The sequence below is a fragment of the Pedobacter sp. Leaf194 genome (genome assembly GCF_001423945.1).
GTDB lineage: Bacteria > Bacteroidota > Bacteroidia > Sphingobacteriales > Sphingobacteriaceae > Pedobacter.
Genome location: NZ_LMPU01000014.1, coordinates 1 through 14,645 on the forward strand (window position 1 = coordinate 1; position 14,645 = coordinate 14,645).

Below are 14,645 nucleotides of genomic sequence, written 5' to 3' on the forward strand. Positions count from 1 at the left end.
GCCTGATTCTAAATATACGCAACTTGCCTGATTCTAAATATACGCAACTTATTTTTAACGCTTCGTTTTTTGAGACGAAAGATATAATTGCAAATCCCTCAACCTATCAAAAATCCACCCTTTTTTGATAATGTCTGCGAATGTTTCAAATCGAAGTTAATGCATTGTTCATAATTATAATTTTTTATTACCATGAATTTATCGCCGAAACCCTTTCCAAGCAATATGGAACAAGTTTTTTTGGTGGTTATGATCTATTTTAATGTTGTTTGTTAACGTTTGAATACTAAAAAATGCAAAACCCATACATGGTGTATGGGTTATAAGCCTAGGCCAAAACGTTCTGCTATTCTCATCTAAGTAGTCCGCTACCTTCAACGGGCTTAAAGTGCTGAAACCTTGCTGCCCGTTTTGAATTCATGAATGTTTTTGTACATTAGGTTTACCATCCCAGGCAAATAAATCCCAATTAACCGTTTATTTTAATGATTATGAACGCTCTTAAGCGCTTCCTGGGGAGCCCTTTACACCGTAGGTGGCAAATTATATCTGTAATGATAGTAAGCAGTTACCTGCTCTTGTCCATCAATTCGGGCTGGGGGTACATAGGCGTGCTGTTAGCGCCTGACTTCCCGCTAGCAATGCTATCGACCTTTGTTATCGCTATGTTTTTGGCTTTTTACATTCACGTTGCCAATGAATTTCTGGAAACAAGATACCCTTACAGAAAATACATTTACAAACGCTTAATATCACAAATACTGATTGGGATGGCAGCGCCCATAGGTTTCGAATTAGGCCTGGCCTCCATCTATTTTTTTATTAAAAATGGCGGCAACTTAGTAAGCAATCACTTCTTTGCCATTGATTTTATCCTGGTTGTTACCTTCATTGTTCTGCTTAATGGCTTCTATGTCTATGCCCTCGATGTTTACAAATTTAAAACCAAAATTTCATTCGAACATGAAAACGAGATAGCGCCGGTTTTGGAAGAATTGGGCCAGCTGCGAAAAATACATCGGGTAAAGATGATAAAGGATGTACCAGTACAACTAACCGAAACTGACCTTGAGCAATTTGGGATTGAAAAAGGCCAGATAGCCTGTCTGTGCAAAATTGATGGAGTTATAACGATTCAGTATTTTGATAAGACAACAGCAACAACGAAGAAATCTATAAAAATGAATGGCAAACTGGTATCTGCCACAGACTATTTTCAAATCAATGCGTTTTGTATTCTCCATAGGGCGCTTATTTTTCAGGCGGTTCCCATACCTTCAAGGCGCATACGGCTTATCATCAGACACCCCTTCAACCATTTAGTTCACGAGAGGCAGCGGATCGTAAGCCAGGCAAAATCTGGCGACTTTAAAATCTGGTTCTAATCTTTGATGGTCAGTGCTTGTCGCGAAAAGACCTCAATGTACCTCAAAGTACCTTGTTTGTCGTTTAACCTTTACTTATATTTGGTTCAAGGTTGCCGTAAGCACCATCTTCCTGGGTTCCAATACCCTTTAGATTCGGACAACCGCTCTACAATGACCATTCGGATTGTTACGTCAGCGTATTTGTTTATTGATGACTGTTAAATTAACCGCTATGAACAGACTTTGTATCTATCCGAAAGACATTTCGGCCGTTACGGGAAAAGGTCAGCGCTATGCTCAGAGACTTTTAAAAAACATCAGGTTCGCCTTAAAAAAAGAGGAACACCAGTTTGTTACCATCAAAGAGTTTGCTGATTATACCGGTATCGATTTGAATCTGCTTAATTCATTATGCAGGTAAGAACAAAAGTCATCCCTATTTTTCAAATCCCCACATTGTGTTTCGTGTGCCAGCCCACTGCCAGCTGTACCATCATCCTTCCAGCGCCTTTCCCTTCTCCTCATCTATTGTTTTCCCCTTGCGTATCCTTACACTTCCATTAAAACGCAATTTCAGGCAGGTATCATCGGATCATTACCGGATAGTGACGCAATAGCGATGCACGGAACCACGGCGGAAGCTCGTCTTTACTGTGAAGCAATATGCGCAGCGGCGCCCGGTTTACACGACAAAAAGGTATAAATGCGGTCGAATGCGACAAAAGGAGCCAAACGCGACTGGCCCTTTTTCGTCACACCACACCTTTGGGTCATAATTAAAAAAGAAAAATTATGGCACAACAAGAAAGTATCATTAAGCTAAGCGGGAAAGTCGGCGACTTATCCTTCTTCAAAACGAAAAATGGCTATCAGGCCCGTACAAGAGGTGGCGTCAGCGCCGAACGTATTGCGAACGACCCTGGATATCAGCGAACACGCGAAAACAACGCTGAATTTGCGGAGGTTGCACGTGCATCAAAAAAAATCAGGGATATCCTTCGCAGTATGATCCTGCTCACACACGACCCGAAGATGGCTGTCAGATTAACCAGCAGGGTTTTTAAAATGATGAAAGCAGACATTGTCAACATCAGGGGTGAGCGAAAAGTATTGTATGAAAACTTTAACGTTCTAAAGGATTTCAACTTCAATGAAGCAGCGCCACTGAACAACACCTTGTTTGTGGTTGCGGTTCCATCCATAGACCGGGCAACCGGGCTGGTTGAGGTGGTGATCCCCGAAATCCGCCCGGACGTGCACCTGAATAAGCCAAAAGGCGCTACCCATTACAAAATTACTGCAGGCGCTGCGTTAGTTAGTTTTGATGATGCAGTCGAAATGGGGACAATGGAAATCAGTGAATCTGATGCATTTCCTATCAAAAGTACCACCCCAGGTTTTACGTTGAGCAACACACTGGCTGCAAACGCACTCGCACCTATTTTATTGGTGTTCGGCGTGAGCTTTTATCAGGAGGTTAACTCGGTTTACTATTCACTGAACAACGGGGCTTTTAATTCATTAAGTGTAACTGCAATTAGCATGGCCTAAGAAGGCCCGCGGCATGAGGGCCGGATTGTGCGTAGTGCATAAAGTAGCTAGGCGGGTCCGGCTCATCGTGATTAACAATTTAAATTTAAAAAATATGAAAACTTTAACATCAGATATTCAAAAAGTAATTCCGAATGTTGAGACGCTCTTAAAATTATCCACTTTCGCATTACTCTTCTGGCTGGCCGCCTCATCTTTCAGGCAAGGCTTCAGTTCGACAGCCGCTCTAATCGACCCTGCTATATTTCAGGTAATCGGTCTGGCGATACTAACATGGGCACTGCTCCTGGTTGTTACCGCCTGGCTGTTTAGGGTTATTTATCACAAGCTTCATCCGGCGGCAGGCTGGAACTTTGTTACACAGTTTAATGTACTTCTGCCATGGCAACAATTCGCATTCTACTGGGCATGCTATGCTTTACTGCTATGCTCGGCTACAGGTTGCCTGATCGCAATCTGCTAAGTGAGGAACAGAACAAGCTACTGGCCATTGCTCGCTCACAAGTTGGCGTACGTGAAAGGCCGTTAAACAATCACGGCAAACAAGTAGCTGAATACCTGAGATATGTCAATCAGCCTGAAGGACGGGCATGGTGCGCTGCTTTTGTTAGCTGGGTCTATGGTCAGGCGGGATTTTCACTTCCTCGGACCGCCTGGAGCCTGGCACTATTTCCAGCTTCCAGGCTCGTGCGTGCGCCTGCGGCTGGTGATGTCTTTGGACTGTTTTTCCCAGCGCTCAACAGGGTTGCCCACTGCGGCTTGGTAGAACAGGTAAAGCACGACTGGATAATTAGCATAGAAGGCAATACGAACGTAGCCGGTAGTCGAGAGGGTGATGGCGTTTACCGAAAATGGCGACATCAGAAAACCATATATACATATGCCCGCTGGCAACCAAAAAAGAAAGGAGTTCACAATGAATAAACTAATCATGCTTTGTTTCTGCATATTTTTCGTTTGTTCCAGTTGCGGTTCAATTTCTAAGTCAAATAAATCAATGCATGTCAACCAGGAACTATCCCTGGAAAACAAGGAAGAAAAAGAAATAAATTTGAGAAGCGTGCTATTAATTCGGGACAGTATTGAAAAGGATGTGATTACAGAAATCAGGCCTGTTGGCGCATTTCGTTATTCGAATGCAGAGGGTTTCAGTGGCCAAGCAACTTACATTAAAATCGGGGCCAAGATTAAAAAGCATATGCATTTAAGTAATAGCATTCACGATCAATCTATCACTTCTTCAAACTCGCATATAAATGCTAAGGCGATAGCGAAAAAAACAGAAGCTAAAACCAATAAAACCGGTGGAAAGCGTATCTACTCAATAGCTGTATTGTTGTTAATAGGCCTTGGTTTTGTCTATTTCTGGATGAGAAATCGTAGATAATTAACCTAAAGCGAGTGGCTTATAAAAAAAACCAGTCGCTTTAGTTTCATGAGATTTAAGGCAATTTCCTCGAACCGTAATGTGATAGTAATGAGCACAGTTATTCGATTAAAGTATATAAGAAAAGAAACAACCCGGCAGTATTCTACCGGAGCTAATGGCTTAAATGTTTTCAAGCTTGAACCTACAACCTCGCATCTGCTAAATTCCTGTCGATTAAGGATTTGGTATCGAAGATGATGCACCCTTGATTCTTGAAAGACCGGAAATCAAAACTGAGAAACTTTTGGTGTGCAACAGCTAAAATAATTGCGTCGTAAGGTTGTGTAGGTTCCACCTTTAATAAGTCAATATCATAATCGTTTTTTACAACCTGAACATCTGCCCAGGGGTCGTAAACGTCAACGTTGATAGAGAATGATTTTAGTTCTTTGTAGATATCGATAACCCTTGTGTTTCTCACATCAGGGCAGTTTTCCTTAAATGCGAAGCCTAAAATGAGTACCCGTGAATTTTTGATGGTTTTGTCTGCGGCCACCATCATTTTAATTACTTTATTGGCAACGAACATACCCATATTATCGTTTACCCGGCGGCCAGATAAGATTACTTCGGGTTTGTAGCCGAGAGATTCAGATTTGTGCGCAAGGTAATAAGGGTCGACACCAATACAATGCCCGCCAACCAGGCCTGGCTTATAATTTAAAAAATTCCACTTCGTGGAGGCGGCGGCCAATACATCTGAAGTATCAATTTCCATTCGGTCGAAAATCAATGCCAGCTCATTTACGAAAGATATGTTCACATCCCGCTGTGCGTTTTCTATCGCTTTAGATGCTTCGGCAACTTTAATGCTCGGTGCCAGGTGCGTGCCTGCGGTAATGATGCTGGCGTAAAGCGCATCGATTTGAGCTGCAATTTCGGGCGTTGAACCGGAGGTAACTTTTTTGATTTTTGTAAGCGTATTTACTTTGTCGCCTGGATTGATTCGCTCAGGGGAATAACCGCAGAAAAAATCTTCATTAAATGCCAGTCCTGAAATTTTCTCGAGCACAGGCACACAATCTTCTTCTGTGCAGCCGGGGTAAACCGTCGATTCATAGATTACAATGTCGCCCTTTTTTAATACGATGCCAAGCATTTTTGAAGCGGCAAGTAGGGGTTGTAAATCAGGTCTTTTTAAATGATCAATCGGCGTTGGAACGGTAACAATGTAAACAGAACATGAACTAATCTCCGGGAGATGGGCGCTAAGTTGCAAACCAGTTTCACCCTGAAGATTTAAAACTTCCCGCAGTTCGTCTAAATTGGCCTCACGGGTGGCGTCGGCGCATTGCTTCAATTCCGCTATCCTGCTTTCATTCGTGTCAAAGCCGATAACCGGATATTTTTTAGCAAACTCAATTGCCAATGGCAAGCCTACGTAACCTAACCCAATAACTGCAATCCGCGTTTTGTTGTCCATTTATTCGTTTATGCGGTAAAGATAAAAAAAAGACTTGTTTAAAAACCGGCGCATGATGTATAGGCGCTACGAAAAGACTAAGTAATCTGATTTCATCCCCACGGCAGCCTAATAGGATAAAGGAAGATTTTTATGGCGCTGTTATAACGGCCTGAAAGATTTACCCGGATGCGTACAACTGATGTATTTCGAAGCTGAACTAAATCAAAGCGACCCTAGCTTAAAGCCCGGGTCGCTTTGAATAACCTCTAAAGAAATTATTTAATTTGTTTCAACAAGTATGCGCCGTAACCACTTTTAACCAGTGGGGTAGCTATCGCTTTAAGCTGATCTGCATCAATAAATCCCATTCTATAGGCAATTTCCTCGATGCACCCTATTTTTAAACCCTGACGTTCTTCAATAATCTGAACAAACTGACCTGCCTGCATCAGTGATGTGAACGTTCCGGTATCTAACCAGGCGGTCCCACGACTTAAAACGCCTACTTTTAGTGTTCCTCTTTCCAGGTAAACTTTGTTAATATCGGTAATTTCGTACTCACCTCTTGGAGAAGGTTTGATGTTCTTTGCAATTTCCACAACCTCGTTATCGTAAAAATACAATCCGGGAACTGCATAATCAGATTTAGGTTGCACTGGTTTCTCTTCAATTGAAATCGCATTTTTATGAGCATCAAATTCTACCACACCATAACGTTCCGGATCGGAAACCTGGTAGGCGAATACAACCCCACCTTCAGGGTTAGAACTTGCCTGTAATAATTTGGCCATTCCATCGCCGTGAAAAATATTGTCGCCCAACACTAAGGCAACCTTATCTTTACCGATAAACTCTTCACCGATAACAAAAGCCTGTGCTAAACCATTTGGTTCTGCCTGAACAGCGTAACTGAATTTACAACCAAGTGTCGCACCGTCGCCGAGCAATTTCTCAAAGTTTGGCAAATCGTGAGGGGTCGAAATAATTAGAATTTCCTTAATACCCGCAAGCATTAGTGTAGACAGCGGGTAATAAATCATCGGCTTATCGTAAACCGGCATCATTTGTTTACTGCAAGCTAAAGTTAAAGGATGTAAACGGGTTCCGCTACCGCCGGCTAAGATTATACCTTTCATTGGATTTTAGATTTTAGATTTTAGATTTTATACAAATGCCTGCAAAATCCACTATCTATATGTTTCATTAAATTTATTACTATTTATTGCATTTATACAAATAGCTAAGCTATCTCTCCAATAAGGAATATTTAGCCCAAATGTTTCTTTAATTTTAGATTTATCCATTACGGAAAAAGCAGGGCGCCTGGCCTTGGTTGGGTAGGCGGAGCCCGGAATGGGATTCGCCTTAACAGCTGTTCCGCTGATATCGAATATCGCCCTGGCGAAATCAAACCACGAGGTTACGCCTTCATTGCTGTAGTGGTAAACGCCATAGCTGTTATTTCCTGCTGCGATAATGTCGAAAATTGCATTGGCTAAATCGATGGCATAGGTTGGTGTTCCAACCTGATCAGCAATAATACCCAGTTCGTCCCGCTCTGCACCAAGTTTAAGCATGGTTTTAACAAAGTTATTTGCATATTCTGAATACAGCCAGCTGGTACGAATGATAAAATGCTCAGCAAGGTTTGCCTCAACCGCTTTCTCGCCATCTAATTTGGTAAGGCCATAAACGTTAATTGGATTGGCCACATCATCTTCCTTAAGAAGCTTTACTTCATTTCCTTCAAAAACGAAATCTGTAGAAACGTGTATTAAGGTTGCCTGGTTGGCTTTGCAGGCATTCGCCAGGTAAGCGGCACCGGTTTCGTTAATTGCTTTTGATAATTCTACTTCATCCTCGGCCTTGTCAACTGCCGTATATGCAGCACAATTGATTACGAAAGATGGCTTTTCATTTTGAAGTAAGGTATTTAATCCTTCAGCATCCAAAATATTTGCTTCTTTTTCTGAGGGAAAAACGATATCATTGATACCTCTTCGCTCTGCCACGGTTTTAAGGCATTGCCCTAACTGCCCACCCGCACCAATTACCAATATTTTAGCCATATTATTTTAACGAAGAGAAGGGTTGGAGGATTAAATCTTTTTCTGATACCGACGCCTTATCGGCCGGCACCATCCAATCAATGTTTAAATCTGCATCGTTGTACATGATGCCTACTTCTGCAGATTTCTGATAAAAATTATCACACTTATAAAAAAACTCTGCCGTTTCACTTAAAACAGAAAAGCCATGCAGAAAGCCCCTTGGAATATATAGTTGCAGCTTGTTCTCAGCACTTAAACGCACAGAGATGTGTTTACCAAAGGTAGGAGAGCCGGGACGAACATCAACGGCCACATCTAAAACTTCACCTTTAAGTACACGAACCAGTTTAGCCTGGGCAAATTCGCCCGATTGCGCATGCAGGCCTCTGATTACACCGTAAGAGGAGAAAGATTGGTTATCCTGAACAAAGTTACCTGATAAACCTGTCTTTTCTTCAAAAGTCTTCTTATTAAAACTCTCGAAAAGATAACCCCGGGGATCCTCAAAAATTCTCGGTTTGATGATGATACAATCTTTTAAGCCTGTTTCCTGAATTTCCATTATTTATGATTGTATTGTTTTTCGTAGTATGATTGATAGTTTCCCGATGTTACATTCGTTAACCAGTCTTCATTTTGCAGGTACCAATCAACTGTTTTGGCCAATCCTTCTTCAAACTGCAAGCTTGGTACCCAATCCAGCTGATTCTGTAATTTGCTCGAATCAATTGCATAACGCAAATCATGGCCGGCCCTATCGGTTACATAGGTAATGAGTTTTGCCGATGTTCCTTCTTCACGACCAAGTTTTTGATCCATAATTGTACAAAGGAGGTTAATCAAATCAATGTTTTTCCACTCATTATGGCCGCCGATATTGTATGTATCACCAGTTTTTGAATTGTGGAAGATAACATCTATTGCACGGGCATGATCTTCAACCCATAACCAGTCGCGAACATTTTCCCCTTTACCATAAACGGGTACCGGCTTATTATTTTTAATATTATTGATGGCCAAAGGAATCAGTTTCTCCGGAAAATGATGTGAGCCATAATTATTTGAGCAGTTTGAAATCACGCAGTCCATGCCATAAGTGTCGTGATAAGCACGAACAAAATGATCAGAACTTGCTTTTGAAGCCGAATAAGGGCTGTGTGGATCGTAAGCAGTCGTTTCAGTAAACATACCTTCATCGCCCAGCGCACCATAAACCTCATCAGTACTGACGTGGTAAAATCTTTTTTTATCGTAATCGCCTTTCCAATATTCCCTGGCCGCATTTAATAGATTAACCGTTCCGATTACGTTTGTGATAACGAAAGCGGTTGGATCAGAAATTGAACGATCGACGTGGCTTTCAGCAGCCAAATGAATTACCGCATCAAAGTTCTCAGCCTTGAACAACTCAAACATTGCTGTCGCATCTGTAATATCTTCCTTTACAAACTTGTAATTAGGCTTGTTCTCGATATCAGTCAAATTAGCCAGGTTACCCGCGTAAGTTAACTTATCTAAATTTACAATTTCGTACTCAGGGTAGTTATTTACAAAACGGCGTACTACATGAGAGCCGATAAAGCCGGCACCACCGGTAATTAGAATTTTCTTCACGTTATAATTAAATAATCGGGTATAAATGATTTTTCAAACGGCTAAAATAACATAGTTATTACAAATAACCAATTGTTGTTGAACATCTAAGCGAGATAATTTGATTTATGGACTACCAGGCGGCTATTGAACAAACAAATGACGATGCCCGCATGCCAGAAGCCCAACACCCGTGCTCATCAAGTTATATTGGCTAAGCGTGTTATTTTCCTTTCTTTGCTGATTACTGGCACAAGTTTTAGCTAAAAATTCTAACAAGCAATTAATTTCATCGTCACTTGCTCGTCTCTTTATCCGCTTGCAGGCAAAGATTTCACAAAGTTGATACGAGGTTGAGTAAATTTCTTTCCGAACGTTTCCCGAAGCTCTCCCGAACAGCGCCCGAACAAATGCTGATGCGTTCCCGAACAATTTCGATGGCAGACTACATTGCAGCTACGGATTCTTCGAGTGCGGTGTACCAGGCTTCGCCATACTTGCGGATAAGTGGTCCTTTTAAAAAACTGTACACAGGCACTTTTAATTCGCGGCCGAAAGTACATGCGTCATGGCAGATGTGCCAGCGATCATAATTCAACACTTCAAACTCGGGGTATTTAGTAATCCGGATTGGGTATAAGTGACAGGAAATAGGTTTTTGCCAATCTACAATGCCCTGCTCGTAAGCTTTCTCGATGGCACATTTCGTAATACCACTTTCGAAAAGCACGTAGGCGCATTCCTTATTTTTATCAACACAGGGTGTGGTCAAATCGCCATCTTCATCTACAACATAAACACCTTGCTCCTCAATCGCCTTGATGCCTTTTTCATTCAAAAGATGCTTAATCTTCGGGTAAATTTCTTCCAGTACGGCCTTTTCATCGTTATCTAACGGTGCACCAGAATCGCCTTCAACACAGCAAATGCCTTTGCATTTACTCAAATTACAAACAAAGTTCTCCTTTAAAACATCTTCGTGCACGAGCACCTGTTCTACTTCTATCATCATTAATCTTTTGCTAACGCATACTTTAAACCCTGTGCAGATTTCAATTCCATGGTTACTGCGCCAACCAGGATTTCAACCTGTGCTTTTACCGGAACACGGTTTCCATCATCGGTAACCCAAAGATACAAACGACTGTCTTTTTTAAAGATTCTTCCAGGTTTAATTGAAGGACTAAATTTTAAACAACGAATGTTTCCTAACTTATTTTTTACTGTTTCTTTGCCAACATATTCAACTTCCAGAGCCGAAATTTCATCGCCAAGAAAATAATTAAGTTTAAACTTATCGCCCATTTTAAGTTTGGAAATGTCTAAACTCCTGGCAAAATAATAAGCAGAAACTAAATCGAAAGTTTGCGTTGTTGGTGTTGTAAAAGTGCCCCTGTTAGAAACCACTTTTTTTGCATCCTGCGAAAAGCGGGCCTTATCTTGCCTTTTATAACTAGCCTCCCTAATATTTTCCTGATAGAAATAAGGCAGTAAATCTTTCTTATCAATATAGGAATCGTAATGGTCGCGGATTTTATAAAAAACATCGAAGGTTCCAGAGGTTTGCGCATCGACAGTTAGTTTCCAGGTTGGCTTGTTATCAAACTTTAAATCTGAATTCTGAACCTTTATAGTAGCTTCCGCAGCTGTGATAAAACCGTACCGCAGTTTATAACTTAGAATCTCTCCCTCCTGAAAAACAGCCTCCTTTTTGAGCGGCAATTCCTGCGCAGCAGCAATTAAAGTAAACAGGATACAGGTGAAAATGACGGATAATCTTTTCATTTGCTTGGTGTCTCAATTGTGTGTTAATGCCTGCAAAATAAACAAATAGTGCAGTTATCTTTACAAGATATGCAAAAAGCAAACCAAAAATTAATCTTTCCTTTTAAATACCGGAACAGTAGAGCATGGTTCGCCGAACATAATGCTTTTCACTACGGGCGTAAGCAAGTTGGTAATTTCCACATAGGCAGAAACCGGAATGTCAATATCGCCACAGCCTTTTACGACAACCCGTTCATTTGCGAAATCCTGTGGGTTAATTTTACCAAGTGCCTTCGAAAACATAACCGCTTCAAGCGTATCTAAACCACCAAACACAACTTCGTTTGCATAAGGTTTTAATTTGTTCGCTAAAAGCATATAGGCCCATGTTGGCACAATTGCATCGGCAGAACAAATAATAGAAACGTTTTTACCCTGGTATTGCGACCAGTCGTGGGTTTTGATAAACTCCCTAAAATCTTTCTCCCTAAGCATTAAACCATGGAAAAGGTTTTCTTTAATGTCATAAACAACCCGTTCTCCCGAATGGTAATAGTCTTCGAGATTTAAAGTAATTAAACCACTATTTGCAACTTTGTTGACGAAATTTTCCTGGATTTCCATATGCTTGAAATAAAAAAACCGTTCCAATATGACTTGGAACGGTTACAAAATTACGCAATTTCTAATTAATAGAATTTCACGCGATTGTCTTTTATCTTCGCATTATCTTGTAAAGCCTGGAAAGCTGCGCCTAATGAACGCTGGCCTAAAGTCAACATCATAGTTTCTTTTTGCTTAAACATGTTTGCAATCGGAGCAGGATTTGTAAATCCATCTACCGAGAACACATAAACGCCACGTTCGCCATCTATTGGAGCAGAAACTTTACCTGGCTCAGCACCAAATACACTACCTACCAATTTGTTTTCCTGTGCAATGCCTGGAATAATCGGGTTTGCAAACACAATGTTTTGAACCGGCATTATCGGGCGGGCAACTTTAGAAGCAATTTGCGCCAAACCAGCCTTTCCAGCACCTTCGAATTTTGCTTTCAGCATTTTAGCTTTTGCGGCATTTAGCACCATTGGCTGAATTTCTTTCTTAACCGCATCTAATGGCAAAGTACCTTTAGGTTTAACATCAGTTAAACGGGCAACAACATAAGCATCACCCATGGTGTAAATTTCAGGCAAAACGTCGCCTTTATCGGCAGCATAAGCATCCTGAATTAATTTACGCGGGCTATCTAAGCCTGGTGCGAAGCCTTGTGTCGCAGTGATTTTATCAGCTACCGCAACTTTTAATTTATCTTTTTCTGCAAGTTTAGCAAAGTCGCTGCCTTTAACATCGGCAAGGAAATTACTAGCTGCTTTATATGCTGAAGCCTGAGTTTTGCTGCTTGCGGTTAAAGATTTCTCTACATAAGCAAGTTTAGCAACTTTAGATGAACCAATTTGTTTTTCGATTTTCATGATGTGGTAACCGAATTGAGATTTAACAACTTTCAGCTCCCCAACGCTTCCATCGAATGCCGCGTTTTCAAATTCCGGAACCATGGCACCACGTGCGAATGCAGGCATAGAACCACCTTGATCTTTCGAACCATCTACACTAAATGTTTTTGCCAGTTCAGCGAAACTGCCACCTTTTGCAATTACGCCTTTTAACGAATCGGCTAGTTTAACAGCTTTATCTTCGCCGCCAACTTTAGCCGGGTCTATTAAGATGTGGCTTACTTTTACCGAATCGGGAGAAGTACGGGTTGACACCACTTTGATAACTTTATAAGAGTTACCAGATAAAGCCGGACCATAATAGCTACCTGCTGGCAAAGAAAATACAGCCGAATCAACAGCAGGATCCAATTTGCCTTTAGTAATGTAGGTAAAAGGTACTTTAACATCAGAATTAATTGCTGCAAAAAGCGAATCGTTTTTTGCTACTTTGAAGTCTGCAGCAAGCTTATCAATCTGCGTTTTAACCGCTAACGAATCTGCTTTTGTAGGTTTGATGCTGAAGGCAACATATTCAAATGAACGCGTTTCCTGTGGATTATTGAAACGTGCTTTGTTTGCATCGTAATATTCAGAATAATCCGCATCAGTCAATTTAACAGATGCATCCGGAATTGTTGTGTAATCTAAATTTACATACTTGAAATTCGCCAGCTTATTACGGTTGGTGTATTCATCAGTCGCTTCCAATGAAGTTACATAAACGGAGTTGCGAATTAAGTTAGAATATTTTTGTTGTAACGTTTGATTTTTAACTTCAGTTTGCAACATGGCAGATTGGTTTTGAGCCTGTGGATCTTTCGACTTTAAAAAGCTGTTTAACTGCATGCGGTCCAACTGACCAGTTTGTGGATTTGTGAAATATTGTTTGATTAATGGACTTGGATTCTGGCCAACCAATAAATCAACCAGTTCATCTTCAGAAACGGTTAAGCCTAAACGATCGTATTCTTTATTTAGTAAAACGCCGGCTAGTTCTGCGTTCCATGCCTGATCTACAGCCATTGCAGTCATTTGTGCGTTAGCACTACCACCGTATTGTTGTTTAAACTGATTTAAATTTTGCTCTACCTTCGGCCCGAAATCATCGATACTGATGTCTTTTCCATCAACAGAACCAACTGTTTTTTGGTTTGCGGCCCAGAAAGGCTTACCCACGTTAATTGCATCACCTACTAAAAATGCAACAATTGCAAAACCTATAGCAAACACCAGTATATAGCCTGCACGGTTACGCAAAAATGTCATTAATCCCATATTGTACTTTATATTATTTAGTTTTTTTTAAGAGGGCGCAAGATACAAATTTGCCTCAAAAAAGAAAACACAAAATTTTATTTATCAACTGTTTAATTTTTAAGCAAATAGAGCCCCGGAAAACGATGATTTTAAGGCGCTATTGCATCCTTCATTATGGTCTGACCCGTTCCCTGATTGAACGTATATGTGCTGAAATCCTGCGGCGCTTCGAAATCTATCCCTTCGAGAATGCTGCCGTCTATGCCTTTAACCACCACCCGCTGTTTTGAGTAAAAAATCTTCTTGGCTTCATCCCAGATGAGTTCTTCTGATGAAAACGTATCGCCCTTGGCATTTTTTACAATCACGTTCTTTCTAAAGAAAGTTTTCTGTTCCTGTTCTTTTCGGATGGCATAATCGCAAATTAACGTGCCATCTATTACGCCCGGCTCATTAACATTGAAAAAATCAATTTTTACGCCTTTGATCATTTCCTGATACGTGCTGCCAGTTTGGGTGGTCACCTTATCCATAATCGGCGCATTGCCTTTGGCCTTTACCCTTGCCGAATCACTGTAAATGATTTCGACACCAATGGTTCTATCTCTGTTGAGCAGTATTTTCTGACTGGTAACCGGATTGGCTTTTTTCAGGTCATCATCTCCACAGGACACCAAAATAACTGGTATCAGGAAAATTAAGCCATATAAAAATGCCTTATGCATC

16 protein-coding genes are annotated in these 14,645 nt (G+C 41.0%); 5 read left to right on the forward strand and 11 right to left on the reverse strand.

Annotation, left to right across the window (positions count from 1 at the left end):
- Positions 1-554: 554 nt before the first annotated feature.
- The 4 genes from ASG14_RS18770 to ASG14_RS20345 all read left to right on the forward strand — a co-directional run bounded on the left by ASG14_RS18770 (position 555) and on the right by ASG14_RS20345 (position 3,381).
- On the forward strand, positions 555-1,385 hold the full coding sequence (locus tag ASG14_RS18770) for a hypothetical protein (protein ID WP_056872619.1): 831 nt from the start codon (positions 555-557) through the stop codon (positions 1,383-1,385).
- 214 nt (positions 1,386-1,599) lie between these two features.
- A complete protein-coding gene (locus ASG14_RS18775) occupies positions 1,600-1,788 on the forward strand; it encodes a hypothetical protein (protein WP_056872743.1) in 189 nt (62 codons plus the stop codon).
- Positions 1,789-2,159: 371 nt separating this feature from the next.
- Positions 2,160-2,918 (forward strand): hypothetical protein, encoded by a 759-nt coding sequence (locus ASG14_RS18780; RefSeq protein WP_056872620.1) that lies wholly within the window; start codon positions 2,160-2,162, stop codon positions 2,916-2,918.
- A gap of 94 nt (positions 2,919-3,012) precedes the next feature.
- Complete coding sequence (locus ASG14_RS20345) at positions 3,013-3,381, forward strand: hypothetical protein (protein WP_056872621.1); 369 nt, start codon at positions 3,013-3,015, stop codon at positions 3,379-3,381.
- A 203-nt stretch (positions 3,382-3,584) separates the two neighbouring features.
- Here the strand turns inward: ASG14_RS20345 and ASG14_RS20740 are convergent, their stop codons facing one another.
- Positions 3,585-3,866, reverse strand: coding sequence for a hypothetical protein (locus tag ASG14_RS20740; RefSeq protein ID WP_162238754.1), 282 nt, complete (start codon positions 3,864-3,866; stop codon positions 3,585-3,587).
- Between the two features lie 49 nt (positions 3,867-3,915).
- Here ASG14_RS20740 and ASG14_RS18795 point away from each other — a divergent pair, with 49 nt between their 5' ends.
- Positions 3,916-4,305 carry a hypothetical protein gene (locus ASG14_RS18795; protein ID WP_056872623.1) on the forward strand — a complete coding sequence of 130 codons (390 nt, stop codon included), beginning with the start codon at positions 3,916-3,918 and terminating at the stop codon, positions 4,303-4,305.
- A gap of 184 nt (positions 4,306-4,489) precedes the next feature.
- Here ASG14_RS18795 and ASG14_RS18800 read toward each other — a convergent pair whose 3' ends face one another.
- From ASG14_RS18800 to ASG14_RS18845, 10 genes are all read right to left on the reverse strand, one after another.
- Complete coding sequence (locus ASG14_RS18800) at positions 4,490-5,770, reverse strand: nucleotide sugar dehydrogenase (protein WP_056872624.1); 1,281 nt, start codon at positions 5,768-5,770, stop codon at positions 4,490-4,492.
- Between the two features lie 257 nt (positions 5,771-6,027).
- Entirely contained in the window at positions 6,028-6,888 is an 861-nt protein-coding gene (gene rfbA, locus ASG14_RS18805) for a glucose-1-phosphate thymidylyltransferase RfbA (RefSeq protein WP_056872625.1), read from the reverse strand.
- 51 nt (positions 6,889-6,939) lie between these two features.
- Positions 6,940-7,821, reverse strand: a complete 882-nt coding sequence (gene rfbD, locus ASG14_RS18810) for a dTDP-4-dehydrorhamnose reductase (RefSeq protein ID WP_056872626.1) — start codon at positions 7,819-7,821, stop codon at positions 6,940-6,942.
- A gap of 1 nt (position 7,822) precedes the next feature.
- Entirely contained in the window at positions 7,823-8,365 is a 543-nt protein-coding gene (rfbC, locus tag ASG14_RS18815) for a dTDP-4-dehydrorhamnose 3,5-epimerase (protein WP_056872627.1), read from the reverse strand.
- The gene (rfbB, locus tag ASG14_RS18820; RefSeq protein WP_056872628.1) at positions 8,365-9,417 is read right to left on the reverse strand and encodes a dTDP-glucose 4,6-dehydratase; all 1,053 of its coding nucleotides are present in this window, start codon (positions 9,415-9,417) and stop codon (positions 8,365-8,367) included. Before rfbB ends, rfbC begins: the two co-directional genes overlap by 1 nt.
- A 424-nt stretch (positions 9,418-9,841) precedes the next feature.
- Positions 9,842-10,405 (reverse strand): DUF3109 family protein, encoded by a 564-nt coding sequence (locus ASG14_RS18825; protein ID WP_056872744.1) that lies wholly within the window; start codon positions 10,403-10,405, stop codon positions 9,842-9,844.
- A 2-nt stretch (positions 10,406-10,407) separates the two neighbouring features.
- Positions 10,408-11,181 (reverse strand): DUF3108 domain-containing protein, encoded by a 774-nt coding sequence (locus ASG14_RS18830; protein WP_056872629.1) that lies wholly within the window; start codon positions 11,179-11,181, stop codon positions 10,408-10,410.
- 90 nt (positions 11,182-11,271) lie between these two features.
- Positions 11,272-11,787, reverse strand: coding sequence for a DUF2480 family protein (locus ASG14_RS18835; protein WP_056872630.1), 516 nt, complete (start codon positions 11,785-11,787; stop codon positions 11,272-11,274).
- Between the two features lie 65 nt (positions 11,788-11,852).
- Complete coding sequence (locus ASG14_RS18840; protein ID WP_369817236.1) at positions 11,853-13,928, reverse strand: SurA N-terminal domain-containing protein; 2,076 nt, start codon at positions 13,926-13,928, stop codon at positions 11,853-11,855.
- 140 nt (positions 13,929-14,068) lie between these two features.
- Complete coding sequence (locus ASG14_RS18845; protein ID WP_056872745.1) at positions 14,069-14,644, reverse strand: hypothetical protein; 576 nt, start codon at positions 14,642-14,644, stop codon at positions 14,069-14,071.
- Between the last annotated feature and the right edge of the window lies 1 nt (position 14,645).